Source organism: Bacillus sp. 491mf (genome assembly GCF_900112415.1).
GTDB lineage: Bacteria > Bacillota > Bacilli > Bacillales > Bacillaceae_G > Bacillus_A.
The window spans coordinates 1-23576 of the sequence record NZ_FOLV01000010.1; the positions used below are offsets into that span (position 1 = coordinate 1).

Genomic DNA, 23576 nt, shown 5'->3' on the forward strand with positions numbered 1-23576 from the left:
TTTTTCAACCTTTTGGCTTACGCCAACCAAAATTCATCCCCTCCCTACTCATTGGGCTTCACCCTTCTCATTCCTTGAGGAAGGGGAATTCTTTTCGAAATATGTTAAAAAGGATATCCCATTTCTCTTAAAATATAGTCAACTTGATTGACCACATTACGCATAGTACAATAAAATTCAAATAAAGTCAACTTAATTGACCTTATTTAAGGAGGAATTATAGATGAATCATCAAGTAATTCGTGAATTAGATCTTACATCACTTTTGTCATTATCCTTTAGTACATTGATTGATGAACTAAATAACAGAATGAATGAATTAGGTTTTGGAGATATTAGACCTGCACATGGTTTTATGTTTAAACGCATCATCCCTGACGGAGCAACAGGGATAGAACTAGCTGAATACTTAGGAATTACAAAGCAAGCTGTGAGTAAAATGGTCGATCATCTTGAAAAAGGTGGTTATGTAATGCGTCAGAGTCATCCCACAGATAAAAGAGGGAAAATTATTGTTTTAACCGAACGAGGTTGGTTAGCAGTAAAAGCAAAAGATGAGATACTAGCTAAAATTGAGGGGCGCTGGATTGAAAACATAGGTGCTGAACGAATGCAAATGCTCAAAGAAGATTTAACAAAATTAGTGTATGAAGCAAATGAAGGGAAATTATCATCGAGCGTAAAACCTGTTTGGTAAATATAAAGAACAGCTTACGAAACAAATAATCTCTCAAATGATAAAAGCAAGCATTTTTCTATCCAAATGAAAACAAGATTTTTGTTTATAACATGAGCTTGATGGTCATAGGGTTCGACTGCAATACATATGTCTTAGTCGAATCCTATCATAATTTAAATGAGAAATAATAGAAATAATACAAATTCCCTTACATATTTATTAACATTTTAAGATATTCAGAATATAAAATAGTATAATCCCTCAAAAGATTAAATATTTTTTTTGGAGTGTTATATTATGTCATTTGGAATTGACGTGAGTCACCATGAAGGTAGAATTGATTGGAATCAAGTAAAGAATGATCCGAATCAAGTAACCTTTATGATTGCAAAAGTAACAGAAGGCTCTGAGCAAGGTAGCAATTTTGTAGATCCAACTTTTCAATACAATATAAACGGTGCGAACAATGTTGGTATTCTGACAGGAGCTTACCACTTTTTTCGAGCAATCTCTATTAATGATGCAAGACAAGAGGCTGCTTTCTTTATTAAAAATTTACAGAGCGTCACGTTAACTGCCCCTGTATTTGTCGATGTAGAAGTCAATGATGGAAATTTAGATCCGAATACGTTAACAGATGCTGTGAATGCATTTTTAACAGAATTAAAAAATGCGGGGTATTCTAGTACTGGCGTTTATAGCAATCTATATTTCTTCAAAAATAGCCTAAACATTTCACGTTTACAAAACACCTTGTTATGGGTTGCACGTTATAGTACAAGCGGCCCTGGAATGGATTGTGATATTTGGCAATACACAGATACCGGAAGTATAGAAGGCATTAACGGGGATGTCGATTTGAATATATCCTATGTAGATTTGGATACCGGTAATAATAACAACGGACCTAGCAGCGCATTTATAGGAGTCGCTACAATCGCAGGTGATAATGTAAATTTACGAGATCAACCTTCTTTGAGTGGCAATGTCATTGGAAAATTAAATCGTAATGAATCCTATAAAGTATATTACGAACAAAATGGATGGTTAAACTTAGGAGGAAATGAATTTGTTTATTATGATCCTAGCTATATTTGTTATTGCAACTATATAGGTGTTGCTACAATTACAGGTGATAATGTGAATTTAAGAGATCAACCTTCTTTGAATGGTAATGTGATTCGTACATTATATCAAAATGAAGCTTATAAAGTATATTACGAACAAAATGGATGGTTAAATTTAGGAGGAAACCAATTCATTTACTATGATCCTAGTTATATAGATTATCAATTACTTTCCTCATGTTCTGATTGTTAAATAGCGGACAAACTCCGCGCAGTATGTAACTACTCAGTCACTCTATGAAAAAAAAGGCAGAAAAGCATTTTTTTCATGGCCTTGGAAGGACTGGCTATGTATAGGAGTAGTGATGGCCGAGATACGTATCTCGGCCATCACTATTTTTCTTTCTATTTCGCTGCAAAAATCCTGTCATTTTCGAGAATTGATTGATGAGGTTAAGAGAAATGAAACTAATTTTCCCTTTTCAAATGAGATAAGCCCTGATATTCTTTTCCAATAAATCTATATCAGCGTTTATTGCAGTTACTAAAGCTTTAACGATTGGCTTAGTTTTGGTAGCAACACTTCTATCTGTCTTAATTCTTGAAATTTGACTAATTCCTAGGCATGAGTTTGGTATTGAACTCATGCTTTTATAATGAAGAGAAATGATTGTTGATAAAGATCACGATGACGTACAAAGCAAATGAAAAAGAAAAGCTGCTTTCCTCTACACTAAGAGAAAGCAGCTTTTCTTTTTTCTAAGCAACTCATACATTCTTATCCGAGTATTAAAGCTCCTTTATTTGCTTTGTAAGTTCATTGAATCTTTTATCAAGCTCCGTGTACGCTTCATCTTTAGGAGTTAAAAAGCTAAGTTTCCCTAAAACTTCTTGTCTTTCTGTTTCAAGCTTTAAACGTAATTCGGTGAGATTATCTATTTTTTGAGATGGTTCTTTCAATTGCTTTTGTATATGATTGTTTGAAAACACTAGTTTACTGTTAGTCGTTTTTTCAAGGAAGTACCGATCATGCGAAACAATAAGCAATGTGCCATTATAATCTGCTAATGTAGCTTCAAGCTGTTCGCGGGAAGGTAAATCAAGATGATTGGTCGGTTCATCTAAAATCAGCACATCTTTTTCATCTAAAATATACTTCATGAGCTTACACTTTACACGCTCACCCATACTCATGTGCTTAATTGGCTCTTTCCATTGTGAAGATGTAAACCCTAAATGTCTCATTAAATTTTGGACTTTTCCTCTTTCTTCAAAAGTCTCTTTATAAAATAATTGTTCTGGTCTTTTTTCAAGTGGTAAATCAAATACTTCTTGTGTTAAATAACCAATGTTTGCAGATGGTGAAACCCATACTTCTCCTCGGGCCACTTCATGCCCCATAATCATCTTCAATAACGTTGTTTTCCCGCAGCCATTCGGACCAACGATTGCTATTTTCTCGCCATGTTGAATTGTGAAATTCACTTTCTCAAATAATGTTCTTCCCTCAAGACATTTTCCTAATTGCTTCACTTCTAAAAAACGCTTCCCTACCTTTTTATTCGTTTGAATGGAAAACTCTACAACTTGGTCTGGCTTAACACGCTCTATTTTCTCTTTTTCAAGCTCCTTTTCCAGACGTTTTTGTTTTGACTTCACTTGTGCATCCGTTCGCTTCGCCTTAACACGATAATATTCTTTATATCCCTCTTGTTTCGTTGACTGTGCATGTGCTTTTTGTGACCATGATGTTAATTCTTTTATTTGCGATTCTATACGTTCAATGTTTTTTTGTTGCTTTTCATATTCGCGCTGCTGCGTAAGCCTTTTTTGTTCTCGAAATTTCATATAACTCGTGTAATTCCCCTTATGCTCAATTAACTGTCTATCTTCTATCGACCAAATTTTCGTCGCAACAACATCTAAGAAATACCGATCATGTGATACAACAATGATTGTTCCACGATAGCTTTTTATCTGTTCAATCAAAAGTTCTGTACCATGTTCGTCTAAGTGATTTGTCGGTTCATCTAACATTAAAAGGGTTGAATTTTGCGCAAATCCTTTCGCAAGTCGAATTTTCAGTTTTTCGCCACCACTTAACGTATGAAAATCGTTCGTTGGTACGTCCCATTTCGCAAGAAGTTCCGCTTCTACTGTCGTTACTTCATTAGATGTAAAGACCTCTTTCTCTTGTTCAACATATGCCATCGTTACATTCATCTGTTGCCATTCTAGCTGCCCTTTTGTCGGTTCTATTTTTCCATTTATCAATTGCAAAACAGTTGATTTCCCAGCACCGTTTCGCCCTATAACTCCAATAACATCTCCTTGCTTCACTGTAACTTTCATTTGTTCTAACAAAGAATGTTCCATTATTTCTACATAAACATCTTTTAATTTTAAAAGTTCCTTCATACTATCGATCCCTTCCGATAAAAGGAGAACAAAAAAATCCTCCCAATTATATTTGGCAGGATTAGTCGTTATATTATTTATACCCAAATAAGCTATTGTATGGAATAGCAATACGTTCTTATGGAAAATGGGCAGACTAATCCTATTTTTTATTAATTGAAATATCAAATTTCAACATGTAAAAATAAGATTAGTTAATCATCGTCCACCCATCATCCTTTCCGTCGTTAATATCCATATTGTACCATGATAATACTGTATTCGTAAACAAGACGATTTGACTCAGCGACAGTCGCCAATAACGCAGCATTTATTTGTGATGAATTAAAAAAACGTTATTCTTTCTAAACAAGCTAAACTATTAGAAAGGATAACGTTTTTTGTATTTGAGGGTTGATGGGTATGGGATACCGCCACAGATCCCTAGACTGCCAAATAATGTTTAGGAGGAATCATAATAGCATGAAATGGTTTCTTATTTATAACAAATGTTTCTCAATTTTTTTTAAAAGGTTTCTTCATTAGTTTGTGGAAATTTTTACAATATTAGGTTTTTGATAGTGTATAAAAATAATCCGAGTTTAATAAGATTTATTTCGGATTAACATAAATACCCTATTAAAAAAATAAAACAAAGGAATCTCTTAATTTATGTAAAATGTACGCGATATCACCAAAACAATATAATTAAATTCAAAAAACAATAGTAAGGAGAGGTTTGTATGAAATTTAAGAAAAAAATTATATGCACAACATTATTTTTGGGCATTTTGGTTACTCAAAATACACTAGACAATACAATTGCTTTAGCATCAACAACAGATAACTATCAAAAAAACCAAGATGAATTAGTGACTGATAATTTAATCGGAACTCAACAAATTAATATAAAAAATGCATTAGATTATGTGAATAACTGGTGGAACAAGAGGAATCCTGAGTATGCAAAATGGGATCCAAACGATTGTATGAATTATGTCTCTCAAATTCTAAAAGCTGGCGGAATACAAGAAACACTTCCATCAACTATAAAACCTTCAGGAATTGATACAAATAAAAATTACTGGTACAGCAAAAAACAAGGTGATAATATTTTTACTGAATCTAGTACATGGATAAACGTCGAAGATTTTTATACTTTTTGGAGTAAAACTCAAAGAGTAATTACTCCAGATAAATTAAATATTATGAGGGATATTGAAGTTGGGGATGTTATACAACTTCAAAAAAAATCAGGCGGAAGTTATTATCATGCAATGTTTGTAGTAAAAAAGGATTCAGAAACTGTTTATTTAACAGGACATACTAACGATAGAGAAGCTTTAGATATTAGAAATATACAAGGAGAGAATTTTCGAGTAATTAAATTTTCGAGTTAAGAATCACCATATTAAACATTCCATGTATGTAAAATTGCATAAATACCTCTTCTAAAATAATGTTACAATGACATAGAGTTATAACACATTTTTTTCTTCAATCTTTACAGTAAAAACCCAACTCTATCAAACCCAATTAATATGTAGATCTAAAAAATAAGAAAAGACATCCTTTTGGATGTCTTTTCTTATTTAACATTAATATAAATACACTTATCAATGTTACTTCATTTAACTTCGCAAAAACCCACCTTCTGAGTTAATCACTTGACCCGTGACCCACCTTGCATCACAACTAGCAAGAAATGCCACGATGCGCGCTGCATCTTCCGGCATACCAATGCGTCCCATTAAAAATTTAGGTAACAGATGTTTTCTAATTTCATCCGTCATCCACGTTGAATCTGTTGGTCCTGGGTTTACCGCATTAACCGTAATCCCTAAAGGTGCAAGCTCTGCCGATAACGACTTCGTAAAAGCAACAATTGCTCCTTTCGTTGCAGCATAGGCCAATTCCCCAATCATTGGCCCGAGCTCTTGTCCAGATGTCATATTAATAATTCTTCCTTCGCCTCTATTCGATTTCTCAAAACGACGAGCAAATTCCGTACAAAGAAGAAAAGTCGCTCTCATATTAACAGCATAATGGTTATCAAGTGTATGAGCATCTAACTCTTCATATCCATCACTCGTTGAATATGCTGCATTATTCACTAAAATCGAAAGAGAACCAAACTGCTTTGAAACAGTATCCATTATTGCAAAGGCAGCATTTGCATCTGACAGATCCATTTCTAAGCTGTCACAGCGAACTCCTAATTCCAAAATCTCTTTTTCAAAAGTCTCTGGCCAACCAATTTCAGACTGCCAATGCGTAAAGAAAATATCGATACCTTGAGAAGCGAATTCGCGGCATATAGCCGCGCCAATCCCTCTTGGACTACTTACTCCTGTTATAAGTGCAACTTTATTTTGTAAATGTGTCATTTCATATTCCCCCTATTAAATAGGGACACGATGATATGTATAAGTAGAGATGTATTATTCTCATAACAAATAAAAAGCCGATACACACAGGTATCCGCCTAGTAAATGGAATGATCACTCCACACCATGCATCCCTTGTATGATTATCATCTCAATAAATAGACACACTCCACCCGTATAGATAGGAAAAGCACGCTATTCATTTCATTTCGTAATCATTACAAGATTTGCCACATGTAAAATTTCAATTCCCCTTTCATTACATCTCTACTATTATTTTACTTTTTTTGCTGGTGATAATCAATTTAATAATTAAGAAATATATTACGATATACACCAATCGTAAGTGGACAAGCAACGCAAAGCGAAATAATGAAATAAGTATTTCTATTCTCTATTTCATGCAATCTGCTCGTTGTTAATCATCTCTTTTTCGTTATCGACCACTCTTTGCAATATATCGGCGCTTCGACACGTTTTAAAGACCACTCGACGATATTCGACATGTAAGTAGTCGATTCGCTGAGCTGAATCATATCGAAAAGTGAAACTTTTGGGCAACCTCTAAGCAGAGAGGATATTATACACTACCTATAAAATAATCTCACAAAACAAACATTTTAAACGTTTATTTTTTTCATCTAACAAAGAAAAAATACAACACCCTACAGCTTCTACATTATGATAATCTTATAAACGATCACACACATCTATAATTGAGGTATTAGCTTGAAAAACTAGCATCTTGCAAATTTTAGCAACTCCCCCCTCTTTATCAATCAAAATCCCTCAATACTTTCTATAGTATCGAGGGATTTTTCGTATGGACTCCATGATCATTATTCTGTAGTTAGCAAGAATGATCTATTTCATCTTTCGGACATAAAGACCATTCTTTATCCCGCTACTCGTGGGCAGTAATACTCCCACTGATTAAAGTTTCACTTTATTTTCATGCCAAAAACGAGGCCGCTCAAAAGTTTTATTTCTACAAAAAAAGCATCATCAAAATCATTTTTGATGATGCTCCATTCTCTTATTCAGCTAAACTAGGATTGTGATCAATCCTAGCTTAATAAATTAACTTCACTTCGTGTTTCCACACTTTTCAACGGTGTGCGTATCTATATTTTTATGAACAGCATTTACATTCCCTTTCAACTTAAATGTACAAACACAGAAATATATAATCGAAAGAATAGATATACATATCCATAAGTTATATACATAAGAAGTTTCCCATACACCTATAAGGGAAAGAAGAGCAGGGCCAGTTAGTGTAACCCATGACTGTACAAAAGCTATTTTTCCAACATAATAATTGATGTTCTTTTTCTGTGCATTCGAAATAAAAAATAAGAACCATAGAAATGCCCACATCAACCAAGTTAACGCATTAACGATATCATGAAAATGTATAATAGCTACAATCATGTAGAGTATTGCAATAATCGCTACCCAAAGAGAAAACCAGCCTAATCCATCACCCTTCAATCCTGCAATGAAAGTAATTCCTACATATAAATAAGTGAAACCAAATAAAAAAGTAGCTGCATATAAATAAACTGTCCAATTACTTTGATCAGATACTACAATTAAATAGAAAGGAATAATAATTTGCAGTACACCTACAAATAAATTAAAAACACCTACACTCTTTTCGTCCGCTTTTCCTAGCATCACAAAGCTATTTAAAAAGAGCGCTGCACCAGAAAGTAATAATCCAACATTCCCCATATATATTCTTGTGAAAAACAAAACTGTTTTTCACAACGATACCTCCTCACATCATACATTCATTTTTTCATAGTTTTAACGATAAAAAGCAATTCCTCTTCTCCAATAACATGTGACAGAGAAACTGCTTGTATTTAGATACATTTACAACAGATCATACATTTGAAATGCATATAATTTTTCAATTAAGCGCTTCCAAAAGAGTATGCATTAAGCTATGAAAATGATATCAATATAGTAACAGCATTTAATACAAAAGTAAATAACACAAAAAATAGTAAAATATAAAGTGAAACTTCTATCACCAATCGGGCGCATGCCAGCAGTTTATCCCCCACCTAAATTCTTTGCTTTCGCTGAATTTTGAGGCGGGAGTCTTACTGCCCGCGAATAGCGGGATAGACGACCAAAATCATCGCATATCAATAACTTCGTGTTCCTTCAATAGATACATCACTCTACAAATCGCCCATACTCCTTCAAAAACCAAAGTTTCACTACCCCAACTGGCCCGTTCCGATGCTTCGCCACATGAATTTCTGTCACATCTCTATGCTCTGTTTCCTTATCATAATAATCGTCTCGGTACATGAACATTATGATGTCGGCATCTTGTTCAATTTGTCCTGTTTCTCTTAAGTCAGATAAAAGCGGACGTTTATCTTGGCGCGACTCAACCGCGCGGGATAGCTGCGACAGTGCTACGACGCACACGTTTAAATCGCGAGCTAGCAACTTCAGTTTGCGGGAGATTTCGCTCATTTCTTGAAACCTATTTCCTCTATATTTCGCATCGCCTGTAATGAGCTGTAAGTAATCTATAATGACGAGCAGTTTTTTATTAGGATGCTTTCTTTTTAGCTTGCGAACCTGCACCCAAATTTCCTGTGTTGTCACACCTGCTTTATCATAAATCTCTAGCGAGAGATCGCCAATTTCCGCGAAGGCATAACTCGTTTTTTCCCAGTCTTCGATCGTGAAACGATGCTTCGGATTTTTCAGCCTCTTCCCTGATACTCCGCCGGCGCAGGAAACCATCCGTTTTAACAGTTGCTTGTCACTCATCTCTAAAGAAAACAATCCAACTGCAACGCCCGATCTAGCTGCATGAAAGGCAATGTTTAAAGCGAACGCTGTTTTCCCCATCGAAGGCCGCGCTCCAATTACAACAAATTCACCATCTTGCAGACCACACGTCATCTTGTTTAAAGCGGAAAAACCAGTTTCAATACCTGTTAGTTCTTCTACGTCTTGGTGAAACTCTTCATATAAGCCAACTAGCGTATCCTTTAAGTCAAAATCTAACGTACACTCTTCCTCTTCTAGTTCACAAAGAGCCGTAATCGCCTCGCCGATGATTTTCTCATCCTTCTCCGCCAAAAGTCGTTCACTCATACTGTGCCCGACCATTCCTGCACGGCGCATTTTCCAGGCACTTCGAACTAGCCCCTCGTAATAAGTGAAGTTGGCAGTCGTCGGTACACTTTCGATGATGTTAACAAAGTACTCAATCCCGCCAATTTGCGCTAAAAAAGAAGGATCTATTTTCGAAACGAGCGTAACGAGATCAAGCGGCTGGCCGTCTTCCTCTACTTCCCGTATTAGCTTAAATATCGCTTGATGCAAAGCAGTAGAAAAGTGGTGTTCCGTCAACCTGCACTCTTTAATAAGCTCTCCATCAAGGAGGAGTGAACCCAATACCGTTTGTTCCGCTTCGACGTTTTGAATGCTCATGGACGCCACCCCTTTTCTGTTAAGAACTTCTGCAGTTCATCTTCAGATGGCACGTTTTTCTTCCACTCCTCGCATTCCTCTAGAAACTGCTCAGTCTCCAAAACAATGGACGACCCTTTCTTCCGAAACTTCACCGCCGCCTCCTCTACTTCGCTGACTCTCGTAAATCCCTTTCCGTGCCAATCTCGCAAAATTCCCTTCACATACGCAAGCGTCCGCTTATTGTTTTCATGGGCAATTTGGAGTGCTTTTATGACGAGTTCCTCTGACAAATCTTCTATCCACGCAGTCAGTTCCTCAGCCGTATACGGTGACAAGCTGCCAAAGTTTTGTTCATAAAACGCAAATACATTCGTGCCCGGTTCTATTTCCTTCTCTGCCCCGCAGCTTTCAGGCTCTTCTTCTGGCGTTTCAACCGGAATACCGAAATGCGCTACCAACAGCGGAATATTCATCTCTTCCTCCAAGCACTTTTGAAGAAACATCTGAACAAATTGTTTACTTTTCACAGTCTTTAACTCCCGAAGTACACATTTCTCAACGTTCGGATTTGTAATTGGGTTATAACGAAGCCAATTTATGATATATAACTCCTTCGTTTTCGCATCGTATAAGATCTTTCCATATTCGATAAACCGCTGCAACAATTTATCAACAGTCTCCCTGTTGTAGCCCGTTTCCATCTCTGCTAAACGCTGTGGCAACGGATACATTCCGCACTGCGTCGTTTTCGAACATGTCAGCAAATATATGTAAAAATAGCGTTCCTCCGGCGTTAAGTCGAGCACAAACTCATCTTGCCAAAAATTCACCTGCACATTTCGATATACCGCCATCTATATTCCTCCCGTTTTTAAAATGCTGTTCCTTACTATATATAAGGAGAAAAGCGGGAATTTGGTAATTTGATTTTTATTTTTTTTGAAATTCTTGTAGTAGTAGTTCTTTTGTTTTTATTTTTTAAATTCTTGTAGTAGTTTTTTTGTTTTTGTTTTTTTAAGATTCTTGTAGCAGTAATTCTTTTGTTTTTGTAATGATTTATTACTTGCAAGGGGCTTGGTAGGGGTTTATAAGGGGCTATTAATAGGATTTCAATATGTTTTACTTCCCTCTAAATGCTCATTCAAAAAATGGGACGTGAGTAAAAAGTACTCATGTCCCATTTTTATACGTTTTGTTTCTGTTTTCGTAATGCTTTTGGAATGTATACACAGAAAGGTTCACTTTCCATGTAATCTCCAGTCATCGCAAAGGCTCTAGAACGAGATCCTCCGCAAACATATCGGAACTCACAAACCCCACACTTTCCTTTATACTTGTCCGGGTTACGCAAGTCTTGGAAGATCGGAGAGTTTCGATAAATATCAGCTAGTGGTGTTGTTCGAACATTCCCGGCTTTGATAGGTAATAACCCACTTGGATACACATCTCCAATATGAGAGATAAATACAAAGCCATTTCCATCATTTACCCCTTTTGGAGCACGACCAAGTCCATCAATTTGCCCCGTCATTCCATTCATCAATACATCTTGATATTGAATAGCCTGATTTGCTTTTTTATTCTCTCTCATTTTTTGTTGAATAACAACGCGTCTGTAGTGCTGAGCAGCCGTTGTTTTAATATCAAAAGAAACCTTTTTACTTAATTGATATAGCCATTGGAATACTCTTTCATGCTCGGCTGGTGAAATCATATCTGTTTCCTTGCCGCGCCCAGTTGGAACTAAGAAAAATACACTCCAAAGCACACACTCTAATTTCTCTACTAACTTTGCCATATCTTCAAGTACATCCACATTATAAGTAGAAATAACCGTATTAATTTGAATAGGAATTTTCAATTCATGCAAATAACGAATCGCATTCATTGTTAATTCAAATGATCCCTCTGTCCCCCTAAAATGATCATGTATTTCAGCTGTTGGCCCATCTAAACTAAATGCCCATCTTGCAAGCCCTACTTCTTTTGCTTTTTGAATTGTTTCTTTCGTAACATTTGGAGTAGCACTTGGTGTCATAGATACTCGAACACCTTTTTTTATCGCATAATCTGCAATATCATATACGTCCGGGCGCATTAACGGATCACCCCCAGTAAAAACAAGCATCGGATTATTCATTTCATATATATCATCAATTAATTTTTTACCTTCTTCAAATGTTAGCTCAAGAGGATGACGATGATACTGAGCTTCCGCACGACAATGAAGACATTTTAATTGGCATGCTCTCGTTAACTCCCATATCACAATAAATGGATTTTTGTTAAAATCACGGTTAATCACAATTAAACCCTCCTATCAATTTATATCCTCATTGTAAAGTTATATAGCCATTTATGTTGTGAGATACATCACGTATGAAATTGTCGTTATAAAGTGAAACCTTAATCAGTGGGGGTTCTTCACCAACTTCTTTCTCATCCCTTTTCAGTGAACTTGCACGGCGAGAGAGAGAACTATCTATTTTTCGTTAATCAACACGCATGACCAAATCCTCTCTCCTCAAGTTTTCAATTTATCTTTATATTTTAAGCTCTAAAATTTGCATTACCTCTTAATGTAGTCATAAAATTAATCTGTGTTCGAAAATAGATAAAGAGCGAGTAAACTGAAGAAAAAAGAAAAAATTCAAAATTAGAAACGGAAAATGGAGAGATGCATTGAATGTTAAAGATCATCAAACATTTAAAACCATTTGTTACTTCCATCATTGCGGTTGTATGTCTTTTAACTGTGCAGGCAGTATGCGATCTATCACTGCCAGACTACATGTCTAACATTGTCAATGTAGGGATTCAACAAAAAGGTGTCGAAAACGCAGTACCTGAAGTTATTCGTAAAAGTGAGATGGATAAACTTACGCTCTTTATGAATGACAAAGAGAAGAAAACAGTAACTGACAACTATGTTCTGTTAGATAAGAACAATCTTTCCCAAAGTGAACTGAAAAATGACTTAAAAGATTATCCAAAGCTTGATAAAGAACCACTTTATAAGCTACATACAACGGATAAAAATACAATCAGTGAACTGAATGATATCTTTGGGAAACCGATGTTAATAACACAAGGAATTGAAAAAGGCGGTAATGACAGCAAAACAGAAATGAAGCTTCCGCCAAATACAGATCCTTTCACAGTCATTGCGAAACTCCCTCAAGATCAAATCGATGCGATGAAAGAAAAAGCGGATGAAAAGTTTAAAAAGATGCCAGGCAGCATGGTAACACAGGCGGCTGTTTCATTCATTGAGAATGAATATAAAAAGATTGGTATCGATACAGATAAACTTCAATCCAATTATATTCTTACTTCTGGCGGGAAAATGCTGCTTTTATCATTAGTAAGTATGGCAGCTACCGTTATCGTGAGTTTACTGGCTGCAAAAGTATCAGCTGGGCTTGGCAGAGATTTGCGAAAGAAAGTGTTCCGGAAAGTTACAAATTTCTCGAATGCTGAGTTTGATAAGTTTTCTACTGCCTCGTTAATCACAAGAAGTACAAATGATATCCAGCAAGTGCAAACACTGATGGTGATGATGCTTCGAATCGTCTTCTATGCACCAATTTTAGGTATAGGCGGCATCATTAAAGTACTAAGTACTGACCTTTCCATGGGATGGATTATCGGCGTTGCGGTTATCGCAATTTTAAGCTTAGTCATTGGTTTATTTAGCGTAGCTATCCCTAAATTTAAAATGATTCAAAAGTTAGTCGATAAAATTAACTTAATCACGCGTGAATCGTTAACAGGTATGCTTGTCATTCGTGCGTTTAACAATCAAAAACATGAAGAAAAGAAATTTGAAAAAGGAAATCAAGATTTAACAAAAACAAATTTATTTGTAAGCCGTTTAATGTCATTTATGATGCCAATGATGATGTTTATCATGAATGCTGTGACGTTACTCATTATTTGGGTTGGATCACACCAAGTAGATATGGGAAATATGCAAGTTGGTGATATGATGGCATTTATGCAATATACAATGCAAATTATCATGGCCTTCTTAATGATCTCTTTTGTATCGATTATGGTTCCACGTGCTTCTGTATCCGCACAACGTATCGCAGAAGTTTTAGATACTGACCTTTCCATTCATGATGCAGCGGAGCCAAAAACATTCTCGCCTGGCAAGAAAGGTTACGTTGAATTTAAAAATGTTAGCTTTAGATATCCAGGTGCAGAAGAAGATGTACTTTCCAATATCACCTTTACTGCAAAACCTGGTGAAACGACAGCTTTCATTGGAAGTACAGGTAGCGGGAAATCAACATTAATCAACTTAATTCCGCGCTTTTACGACGTCACAAGCGGGGAAATCTTAATAGATGGTACGAATGTTAGAGAAGTATCTCAAAAGGAATTAAGAGAAAAAATTGGTTATGTACCGCAAAAAGGAGTTTTATTCTCCGGTACGATTGAAAGTAACTTGAAATACGGTAAGAAAGAAGCAAGTGAAGAAGAATTAGTAAAAGCGTCAGAAATTGCGCAAGCGATGGAGTTTATTAACGAAAAACCTGAAAGTTTCAAGACAGAGATATCACAAGGTGGTACGAACGTTTCTGGTGGTCAAAAACAAAGGCTTTCGATTGCCCGTGCTCTTACGAAAAAATCGGAAATCTTCATATTTGATGATAGTTTCTCAGCTCTTGACTTTAAGACAGACGCTGCGCTTCGCAGAGCTTTAAACAATGAAATTGCAGGAAGTACTCTTTTACTTGTTGCGCAAAGAATCAGTACGATTATGAATGCAGATAAGATCATTGTACTGGATGAAGGAAAAATCGTCGGAACTGGTACGCATGAAGAGCTTATGGAGAACTGTGAAGTTTATAAGCAAATTGCTTTATCACAACTTTCAAGAGAGGAGTTGTCATCATGAGCAAACGAAAAATAGAGCACAACAAACAAGGTGGTCATGGCGGCGGTCATATGGGCGGCGGCATGCAAAAGATTGAGAAAGCAAAAAACTTCAAAGGAACGATGAGTAAGCTCCTCGAGTACTTGAAACCTTATAAATTATCAATCTTAGTCGTTATCTTTTTCGCGATCGGTAGTGCAGCCTTTACAATCGTCGGTCCAAAAATTTTAGGAAAAGCAACAACAAAACTTTTCGAAGGACTTGTAGATAAAGTAACAGGAGCAACCGGTGCGGCAATTGACTTTACCTATATCGGAAACATCGCCTTGTTACTTCTTGGATTATATATACTGAGCGCTGCGTTTGGCATTATCCAAGGCTATATCATTTCCGGGGTAGCCCAAAAGGTATCTTATAACTTCAGAAAAGAAATCGATGAAAAAATTAACCGGATGCCGCTGAAATACTTTGATAAAACAACGCACGGAGAAGTATTATCAAGAATTACAAATGACGTAGATACAGTGAGCCAAACGTTAAATCAAAGTATGTCGCAAATCATCACATCAGTCATTACAATTATCGGTGTATTTATCATGATGTTATCAATTAGCTGGCAAATGACATTAGTCGCACTGTTAATCTTGCCAGTATCGATGATTCTCATTATGGCAGTCGTAAAACGATCACAAAAATACTTCAAATCCCAGCAAGAATATTTAGGACACGTAAACGGGCAAGTTGAAGAAATTTATAGTGGTCACAATATCGTTAAAGCCTTTAACAAAGAAGAAGAAGAAGTGAAGAAATTCGAAGAGGTAAATGATACCCTTTACCACTCGGCATGGAAGTCGCAATTTTTATCTGGAATGATGATGCCGATTATGATGTTTATCGGGAATATTGGTTATGTCGCTGTATCGATTTTAGGTGGATGGCTTGCGGTAAAAAGAACCATCGCAGTTGGGGACATTTTAGCCTTTGTACAATATGTAAGAAACTTTACGCAGCCAATCGCTCAAGTCGCGCAAATCGCGAACGTACTTCAATCGACAGCTGCTGCTGCTGAAAGAGTTTTTGAATTTTTAGAGGAAGAAGAAGAAGTGCCAGAATCAGAAAATCCAGTGAATCTGCAAAAAGTAAACGGAGAAGTTACCTTCAAAGATGTTGAGTTTGGTTACAATGCAGACAAAACGATCATCAACAACTTCTCTGCTACTATCAAACCTGGCCAAAAGGTCGCAATCGTCGGTCCAACCGGAGCAGGAAAAACGACAATCGTAAAACTATTAATGCGTTTCTACGACATAAATAGCGGTGCAATCTGTATAGACGGTCACGATATAAAAGACTTCACTCGTGAAGACTTGCGCAGTATGTTCGGAATGGTACTGCAAGACACTTGGCTATTTAACGGATCCATCATGGAAAACATCCGTTACGGCAGACTTGATGCAACGGACGAAGAAGTCATCGAAGCAGCGAAGGCCGCTCACGTGCACAGCTTCGTCAAAACATTACCAAATAGATACAACATGGAACTAAACGAAGAAGCAAGCAACGTATCCCAAGGACAAAAGCAATTATTAACAATTGCCCGCGCCCTTCTAGCGGATCCGAAAATATTAATACTCGACGAAGCAACTAGCTCCATCGATACGCGTACAGAAGTACTCATTCAAAAAGCGATGGAAAACCTCATGAAAGACCGAACAAGCTTCATCATCGCTCATAGACTATCAACAATCCGTGATGCCGATTTAATCCTTGTGATGAAAGACGGGGATATTGTAGAACAAGGTAATCATGAAGAATTGTTGAAAGCTGATGGTTTCTATGCTTCGCTTTATAATAGTCAGTTTGAGAGTGCGGATGCTTCTTGAGATTGATGGGACACTCCTCTGTTTTTTAAGAGGAGTGTTCTCTTTTTAGTAATTGAAGCTCTTTTATCAAAGACATAATTAAAACAAAAAGCACAAAAAATTAACCCCCCGCAGAAAACTACGAGGAGTTAATTTTTTCATAGAATATTCTATTTAAAGCCCACTAAGTTTATTATATGAGCCTTTGAGGTTCACATTCACGAACACCAAAATTTTTCAATGAGTTAAATAAAGCTGCAGTGATCGTTAATAAAATCAATTCCTGCGTTCCATTCTCTAATTCAAAGACTGCCCAGTGTATATTATTAGCTGTAAAGATACATTTACGTTCTAATTCAAATCCAGGTGGTACAACTGGAAGTGCATTAACTGGTACACATACCTGTACATCTCCTTCATTTTTGATAGCATTGAAAATTTGCTCGTCAATTTTATAAACATTAACTGGATCAAGCTCTACACCTTGGCTTGGAACTTCAACTTCATCTTCAACTAATAGGAAAAAGCGTTCGTTTCGAAGATTGAAAAGACATCTCGCTCCAATTTCAAATGTTGCTATTTTATTCACTTCCTCAGCAACTTTTTCTATCTTTCAAGTTGCTTCTCTACATAGTATGCTAGATTAATAGATTCGGTTACAGCACATGCCTACGTTAATAACTAATTTAGGCGGCTTGCTACTTCGTTATCAAGCCAACATAGAATTCAGACTCTTATAGCTATTAAGTATCTCTTACACAAAAAAAGAGTACATGTCATAAAAACATACACTCTCCTCTTAGGGGTCACCTTATCAAAAAAAGAAAATTGTACGTTACGACACATTTCGGACACAATTTAACCGGTTCCCTGTACGTTAAGGAACCGGTTATTTATTTTACTACCTTTTTATTGGATTTTTTTCTCGTAATGGTCTTAAATTATTAAAGTTTGCCTTTTGATTTAAGTTCCAAACATAATCCCCTGTTAATGTAATATGCTCCCAACCAAGCGGAGATATATGTTGTAAATATTCTTCGGGAATATCCACCCCTTTTGTACGCAAAGCAGCAACCCCATGTGGCAGTAACCATAGTATGATTTTCAGTTAATTTGAGATTCAGTTTAAATATATGATAAGTTAACGTTGCAATGTCTCTATCTGTGAAAGTTTTATCATCATTGGGATTAGCACCTTTAGGCATAAAATAACTGAGAATTGAATTTTTAGCTCCAATAGGATTATAAAACTTAGAATTCCCCAAAGACTCTTTATCAAAATCAAACATAATCATCTTAACATACTCTTTTGAATCTTCTTTAAACGTTTATTCAAACCTTTTTTATAATCGTCCTGTAAGAATAATCACAGTATTCTTATCTTTGATACTTACAATCATTCCATCTGAAATTTAGGTTATTGTAAATATTTAAACCTGTTTGCTTAGAACGCTATTTGTTTAAATAGTAGATATTAATTAACAACCGCCAACAACAATAAAATGATAACCTATTACATGATATAAATTACTATAGCTTACTTTTCACACAAAACCCCATCCGTTAATCTTAATATTCTCCTTGCGTGATTAGCAACCGTATTATCATGAGTTATCACAATGATTGTATTCCCCATATCATTCAATCTTTGAAACAACTCTAATATTTCCTGTCCAGTCGTTGAATCTAATGCTCCTGTCGGTTCATCAGCTAAAAGCAATGTTGGTTTTGTAATTAATGCTCTAGCAATTGCTACTCTTTGTTGTTGTCCACCAGATAATTCTTTGGGTTTATGATGCGTTCGCTCAGATAAACCAACCAGATGAATCATTTCTTCAGCTTTTTCTTGTGCTTCTTTTCGTTTCATCCCTCTTACTAAGAGTGGTAAAATAATATTCTGAAGAACTGTATATTGAGGTATTAGATGATAATTTTGAAAAATAAAGCCTATTTCTTGATTCCTTATCGTTGCCAGCTCTGAATCATCATATGTTCCAATCAATTGATTATTTAATAAGTAGTCTCCACAATCAGCTAAATCCATGCACCCTATAATATTCATCAATGTTGATTTTCCAGAACCAGATGCTCCTAATATAGCAATATAATCGCCTTTATAAACATTTAAGTTAATATTATTTAAAACTTTTACTTTTTCTTTCCCAATCTGATAACTTTTATTTATTTTTTTTAATTGAATCACATCATTTGTTTTCAAAAATAGTTACCACCTATCTTAATTGATAATCATAATTGTTTTAACTTTTTCTTTCTTATCAATTTCTACCACAACAATCGCACCTTTTTTTATTGCAGTTAAATTAGCTTCTTTTCCTTGATCAACAACTTCAACACCTGCATCAACCTTAAGACTCATTTCCTCACCTGTGTAGTCCAATTCTTTTGGAAGATCCTCTATCGATTTTGCTTCACCTGATTTTGCTGCTGGAACCTCTCCCTTATTATTAGGGTCAGACTTTTCTTCACTTACTTTCTCTTCTTCAATTGGATTTTTTCCTATTTTTAGTTCTAATTCATTACCTACTATCTTAGTAACTTTCCCAAATTTAATATCTGTTTTAGCCGATTGCCCCTCTTTTTCAACTGATTGTATTTTATTTGTTGATTGTTCTGTATTATTTTTTTCTGTAATATTCTTACACCCCGTTATTAAAAAGAATAAAGAGAATGCACCTACTACATAACCTATTTTTTTCATTTGTTTTTCCTACTTTCAATTTTTATTTAGAGCCTTAACTGGTGTGAGTTTTGATGCCTTATAGGCGGGGTAAAACCCAAATACAGTTGCCGTTAAAATAGCAAACCCAATGGCTATTATTTTCCCTTGAAAACTATCGTGTACTGGAATACTACTGTTTTTCAAGAATGGTAATAATATGTAACTAAATATTACTCCGAAACTTCCTCCCATTACTCCTATTCCTATTGATTCATATAAAAACAGTTTTAATATATCCTGCTGACTCGTTCCAATTGCTTTTAAAATTCCAATCTCTTTCGTTCTCTCATTGACAGATACAAAAAGTACATTCATAATGCCAATGCCACTGACGATAAATACAATAACTGCCATTGATATCAATAAAACATTCATTGTTTTAGCTGATGACATAGCAGCATCAATTCTACTACCAGCGTCTTCTACTTCATACATATTGCTGTCATCAAAGACATAGTTTAAACTACTTTTAATACGCTTCATCGCTGGCTTTATTTTATCTTTACCTGTTGCTAAAGCTACTCCCTGTGGAATAGACTGATCACCAATTAAATCATTTAAACTTAATGTTTCATAAGGTAAAAATATCGTATCGTCTGGATTAACTCCTTGAAGACCATCAGAAATTTTCTTTAACACTCCTATAACTTTGTAAGAGTAACCCTTAATAGTAATTTCTTTATCCAATGCTTGTTCTGAAGAACCAAAATATTGAGTTGCCAAATTGTTTCCTAATACAATACATCTTGTTCCTTCAGTAAAATCAGTTAAAGAAAAGTCGTTTCCTTTTTCTATTTTATAATTTGATACTTCTGAATATCCTTCACTTACACCTACGATTGACGTACTTTTTTTCTTACCATTCACTTTTACTTCACTATATAATATTTCTCGTAAATAGATTTTCTTTAATAACGGATTTTCATCCTTAATTACATCTATTTCTTTCATTCCTAAGCGCTCTTTTTTTTGTTGTTTATCATTATTTAGTGGTGGTTGATAATTTATATAGATTGTTTCAGCTGATAAATTTTTGAACTGATCTTCAATTTTCTTTTCACCACCTTGACCAATTGCTATTACCGAAATAATGGTCATAGTTCCTATAACAATTCCTAATGAAGTCAGGATGACTTTATATTTATTTTGAATTAAATTCGTTAATATCATCCTAATTAATTCAACAATATTCATAGCTTCATCCTTTCACAACCGCTATATCGCCCTCTTTTAATCCTTCTAGTACTTCACTGACACGGCCATCAGAGAAACCTGTTTTTATCTCTATTTGTTTAACTTCTTCTTTTTTATTACGAATTTGAACATACTGTTTACCATTTTTTATTTGAATCGCTTTATTTGAAATAGTTAACACATCTGTTAAACTCTTTTCAATAAACTTAGCTGAACAAGTCATTCCTGGTAAAAGAACTACTTCATTATTATCAAATTGAACTGTTACCTCATATTCAACCCCTTCTTGCCCATCTTTAGGTAAACCATTTATCTCAGTCACTTTACTAGCTATTTCAGTACTTGAATCCCCAATGAAATTCAATTTAACCTCTTGACCTATTTCGACAGCATTTATATTATCTTGCTTAACTTTTATACGAGCAGATTTTTTGTCAGAACTTCCAATTGTAACAATTGGCTGTTTATACTGAATTTCTTTTTTGTTTTCAGCCTGAATTTTTGTAACAATACCATTACTTTCTGATAAGATGACATTTCCTAAACTATCTCTCAAAATAGGCTGTTCTTTTTTGACGATATCCCCTTCTTTAACAAAAACTTTATCTACCATCATCCAGTATGGTTTTGTATAAGTTGTTTCATCAAAAAAGACCTTTCCCCCACCGTCAAAATGAGAAGTAATATTCCCCTTACTTACAGGATACTCTCTCCATAATTCAGGTATTTTTTGTTCCTCTTGTCTCTTTTCATAATAATGATAGAATCCAAAACCACCAATCATGATGAGAAAAGTTGCAAAAAGTAAAAATTTCTTTAGTTTATTTTTTCTCACTATACTTCCCCTCTCTTTAAGTTAAAAACAGTTTAACAAATTCATTGTTAGATTTTCGTTAGGTAAAAAAAAGAGTAAAATTAGTTGGAATATCAACTAGTTTTACTCTTTCTCTGGATTAAATTAATACATGTCAAATTATTTTTATCATTTTTAATGCACCATTCTATTTCATGTCTCTCTAAAATATTTTTTACAATTGTTAAACCCAAACCTGCGCCAGAATATTCTCTAGACCAAGATGAATCTACCCTGTAAAAAGCATCCGTTAAATGATTAATGTGTTTATTATCAATCGTTTTTCCTGTATTACAAATTTCAATTTTTAAATCATCATTCTTTAAATAACTTTTAATCCAAATTTTACCGTTCAATTCATTATACTTGTAGGCATTTTCAATTAGATTATAAAAAACTCGATATAATAAATCAGGATTTCCAATAATACTACACTCTTCTAAATTTAGAACTAAATTAATCTGGTACTCTTGATACAAAGGTGATAATTCTTCTATTATTTCTTCTAATAATAAATCTAAGTAGACTTCTTCATTGGTGATTTTTACAAATTGAGTGGTGTTTGCAATAAGCAACAAATCATCAACAATTTGACTTAATCGATTGATATTTTTTAATTGTAGAGCATTATTTTTAATCTCTTCTTCCGATTGAGTAGCTATTTCTTTATTTGTCACTTGTAAACTTGCTTTCATAATACTCAAAGGCGTTTTTAGTTCATGAGCTGCACTAGCTGCAAATTGTTTTTGTCTAGAAAATGCTTCTTCAATTCGATCTAACATATGATTTACACTATCGGTCAGCTTTATTATTTCATCACTCGCATCTTTTTTTTCTAACCGTTCTGATAAATTTGATTCATCTATTTTTTCTATGCCTTTCTTTAATTCAATAACAGGTTTAATAGCATGTCCAGAAACAATATAAACGAGTCCTGTTCCAATAACGATTGAAAAAAAGCCAAAAATAATACTTCTATAATCAAAAGTCTGTTTCATTTCAATTTGATCAGTTGTATTTGTGGAAGGTAAAAATTCATTATTTGGTGAAATTGTTTCCATTGCTGGCACAGATTCTTGTGCTGGCACAATTAATTGCTGACCATTTGAAATCGCAAATACAGTCATTGCAACAGACACAATTGTTAAAATCATTCCTGTCAAAACTGTTATTCTCATTTGAAGTGATAATCTATTAAATCTCGTCATCTATTTCTCCTCTTCGATTATATACCCTTGACCTCTTACTGTTTCTATTATTTCTACGTTAAAAACTTCTCGCATTTTTTTCTTTAAAACTGATATATGATACCTTAGTGAACTAGAAAAAGGATTAACTTCATCATTCCATACATGATCTATTATTTCTTCTGGACTAATTACTCTGCCACGATTAAAAACTAAATATTCTATGATTCCAAATTCTTTATTTGTCAATTCTAACTCTTTATCTTTTGTAACAATTTTTTTATTTTTTGTCTGTAAAGTTAAGTTGAAAAATTGAATATCTAAAGGGATCTGTTTGAATTCTCTATGCAGTAAATTCCTAATTCTAACAGATAGTTCTCCAAAATCAAATGGTTTAATTAAATAATCATCTGCACCTTGTTCGATACCTTTAACCCTATCTTCAATAGAGACGCGAGCAGATAATATGATTGTCTTTATCATTTCCTGCTGAGTTCTGATGTGTGCCAATACTTCTAATCCATCCTTTTTGGGTAGATTTAAATCCAACACCACCAAATCATATTGATTTACTTCTATTTGAAAGATAGCATCTTCACCATCAAATGATTGATCCACAGCATAGCCTTCTAATTCTAAACCTTTAGTTAAAACGTCTGAAAGCATTTTTTCATCTTCTACAATTAATAATCTCAAGTCTATCCCTCCCACCTCATTATAACAAATAGAATGTTAGTTCTATGTTAGGGATCACCTTATCAAAAAAAAGAAAATTGTACGTTACGACACATTTAAGTCAATACCCTGTACTCTAAGAGGAGAATAGGTCCAACTAGGTGTTGCAAAAATTAACATATATGCAACACTTCTCT

18 protein-coding genes and 1 pseudogene are annotated in these 23576 nt (G+C 34.8%); 5 read left to right on the plus strand and 14 right to left on the minus strand.

The annotated features are described in order from the left end of the window. The first annotated feature begins 223 nt into the window (after positions 1 to 223). Positions 224 to 697, plus strand: a complete 474-nt coding sequence (locus BM211_RS11580; protein WP_090997347.1) for a MarR family winged helix-turn-helix transcriptional regulator — start codon at positions 224 to 226, stop codon at positions 695 to 697. Positions 698 to 976: 279 nt separating this feature from the next. Next, positions 977 to 1999, plus strand: a complete 1023-nt coding sequence (locus BM211_RS11585; protein WP_035437862.1) for a GH25 family lysozyme — start codon at positions 977 to 979, stop codon at positions 1997 to 1999. A 536-nt stretch (positions 2000 to 2535) separates the two neighbouring features. On the opposite strand, the gene abc-f is transcribed toward BM211_RS11585, so the two are convergent. Further along, positions 2536 to 4164, minus strand: coding sequence for a ribosomal protection-like ABC-F family protein (abc-f, locus tag BM211_RS11590; protein ID WP_035437864.1), 1629 nt, complete (start codon positions 4162 to 4164; stop codon positions 2536 to 2538). Positions 4165 to 4886: 722 nt separating this feature from the next. Between abc-f and BM211_RS11595 the strand changes: the two genes are divergently transcribed. After that, the gene (locus BM211_RS11595) at positions 4887 to 5543 is read left to right on the plus strand and encodes an amidase domain-containing protein (RefSeq protein WP_035437866.1); all 657 of its coding nucleotides are present in this window, start codon (positions 4887 to 4889) and stop codon (positions 5541 to 5543) included. A gap of 231 nt (positions 5544 to 5774) precedes the next feature. Here BM211_RS11595 and BM211_RS11600 read toward each other — a convergent pair whose 3' ends face one another. The 5 genes from BM211_RS11600 to BM211_RS11620 all read right to left on the minus strand — a co-directional run bounded on the left by BM211_RS11600 (position 5775) and on the right by BM211_RS11620 (position 12288). Beyond that, entirely contained in the window at positions 5775 to 6530 is a 756-nt protein-coding gene (locus tag BM211_RS11600) for an SDR family oxidoreductase (protein ID WP_090997350.1), read from the minus strand. 1086 nt (positions 6531 to 7616) lie between these two features. Next, positions 7617 to 8267: an AmiS/UreI family transporter gene (locus tag BM211_RS11605; RefSeq protein ID WP_231559763.1), complete on the minus strand. Its 651-nt coding sequence runs from the start codon at positions 8265 to 8267 to the stop codon at positions 7617 to 7619. Positions 8268 to 8720: 453 nt separating this feature from the next. Beyond that, the gene (dnaB, locus tag BM211_RS11610; RefSeq protein WP_035437870.1) at positions 8721 to 10001 is read right to left on the minus strand and encodes a replicative DNA helicase; all 1281 of its coding nucleotides are present in this window, start codon (positions 9999 to 10001) and stop codon (positions 8721 to 8723) included. Continuing rightward, positions 9998 to 10837: a DnaD domain-containing protein gene (locus BM211_RS11615; protein WP_035437871.1), complete on the minus strand. Its 840-nt coding sequence runs from the start codon at positions 10835 to 10837 to the stop codon at positions 9998 to 10000. The genes dnaB and BM211_RS11615 overlap by 4 nt, the downstream gene beginning before the upstream one ends. Before the next feature lie 329 nt (positions 10838 to 11166). After that, on the minus strand, positions 11167 to 12288 hold the full coding sequence (locus tag BM211_RS11620; protein ID WP_090997353.1) for a TIGR04053 family radical SAM/SPASM domain-containing protein: 1122 nt from the start codon (positions 12286 to 12288) through the stop codon (positions 11167 to 11169). A gap of 381 nt (positions 12289 to 12669) precedes the next feature. Here BM211_RS11620 and BM211_RS11625 point away from each other — a divergent pair, with 381 nt between their 5' ends. Continuing rightward, a complete protein-coding gene (locus BM211_RS11625; protein ID WP_090997356.1) occupies positions 12670 to 14889 on the plus strand; it encodes an ABC transporter ATP-binding protein in 2220 nt (739 codons plus the stop codon). Then, positions 14886 to 16751, plus strand: a complete 1866-nt coding sequence (locus BM211_RS11630) for an ABC transporter ATP-binding protein (RefSeq protein WP_090997359.1) — start codon at positions 14886 to 14888, stop codon at positions 16749 to 16751. The genes BM211_RS11625 and BM211_RS11630 overlap by 4 nt, the downstream gene beginning before the upstream one ends. Before the next feature lie 172 nt (positions 16752 to 16923). On the opposite strand, the gene BM211_RS11635 is transcribed toward BM211_RS11630, so the two are convergent. From BM211_RS11635 to BM211_RS11665, 8 genes and pseudogenes are all read right to left on the minus strand, one after another. Then, on the minus strand, positions 16924 to 17310 hold the full coding sequence (locus BM211_RS11635; protein ID WP_090997672.1) for a spore coat protein: 387 nt from the start codon (positions 17308 to 17310) through the stop codon (positions 16924 to 16926). 321 nt (positions 17311 to 17631) lie between these two features. Next, positions 17632 to 17805 (minus strand): annotated as a pseudogene (locus BM211_RS25930) (Tn3 family transposase); the annotation flags it as partial. A 462-nt stretch (positions 17806 to 18267) separates the two neighbouring features. After that, entirely contained in the window at positions 18268 to 18948 is a 681-nt protein-coding gene (locus tag BM211_RS11640; protein WP_090997363.1) for an ABC transporter ATP-binding protein, read from the minus strand. 18 nt (positions 18949 to 18966) lie between these two features. Next, positions 18967 to 19449: a hypothetical protein gene (locus tag BM211_RS11645; RefSeq protein ID WP_090997366.1), complete on the minus strand. Its 483-nt coding sequence runs from the start codon at positions 19447 to 19449 to the stop codon at positions 18967 to 18969. 15 nt (positions 19450 to 19464) lie between these two features. Next, a complete protein-coding gene (locus BM211_RS11650; RefSeq protein ID WP_090997369.1) occupies positions 19465 to 20664 on the minus strand; it encodes an ABC transporter permease in 1200 nt (399 codons plus the stop codon). A 4-nt stretch (positions 20665 to 20668) separates the two neighbouring features. Continuing rightward, positions 20669 to 21499 (minus strand): efflux RND transporter periplasmic adaptor subunit, encoded by an 831-nt coding sequence (locus tag BM211_RS11655; protein WP_090997372.1) that lies wholly within the window; start codon positions 21497 to 21499, stop codon positions 20669 to 20671. 92 nt (positions 21500 to 21591) lie between these two features. Next, positions 21592 to 22725, minus strand: coding sequence for a sensor histidine kinase (locus BM211_RS11660; protein ID WP_090997375.1), 1134 nt, complete (start codon positions 22723 to 22725; stop codon positions 21592 to 21594). After that, complete coding sequence (locus BM211_RS11665) at positions 22726 to 23400, minus strand: response regulator transcription factor (protein WP_090997378.1); 675 nt, start codon at positions 23398 to 23400, stop codon at positions 22726 to 22728. It abuts the gene before it with no gap. Positions 23401 to 23576: the final 176 nt, after the last annotated feature.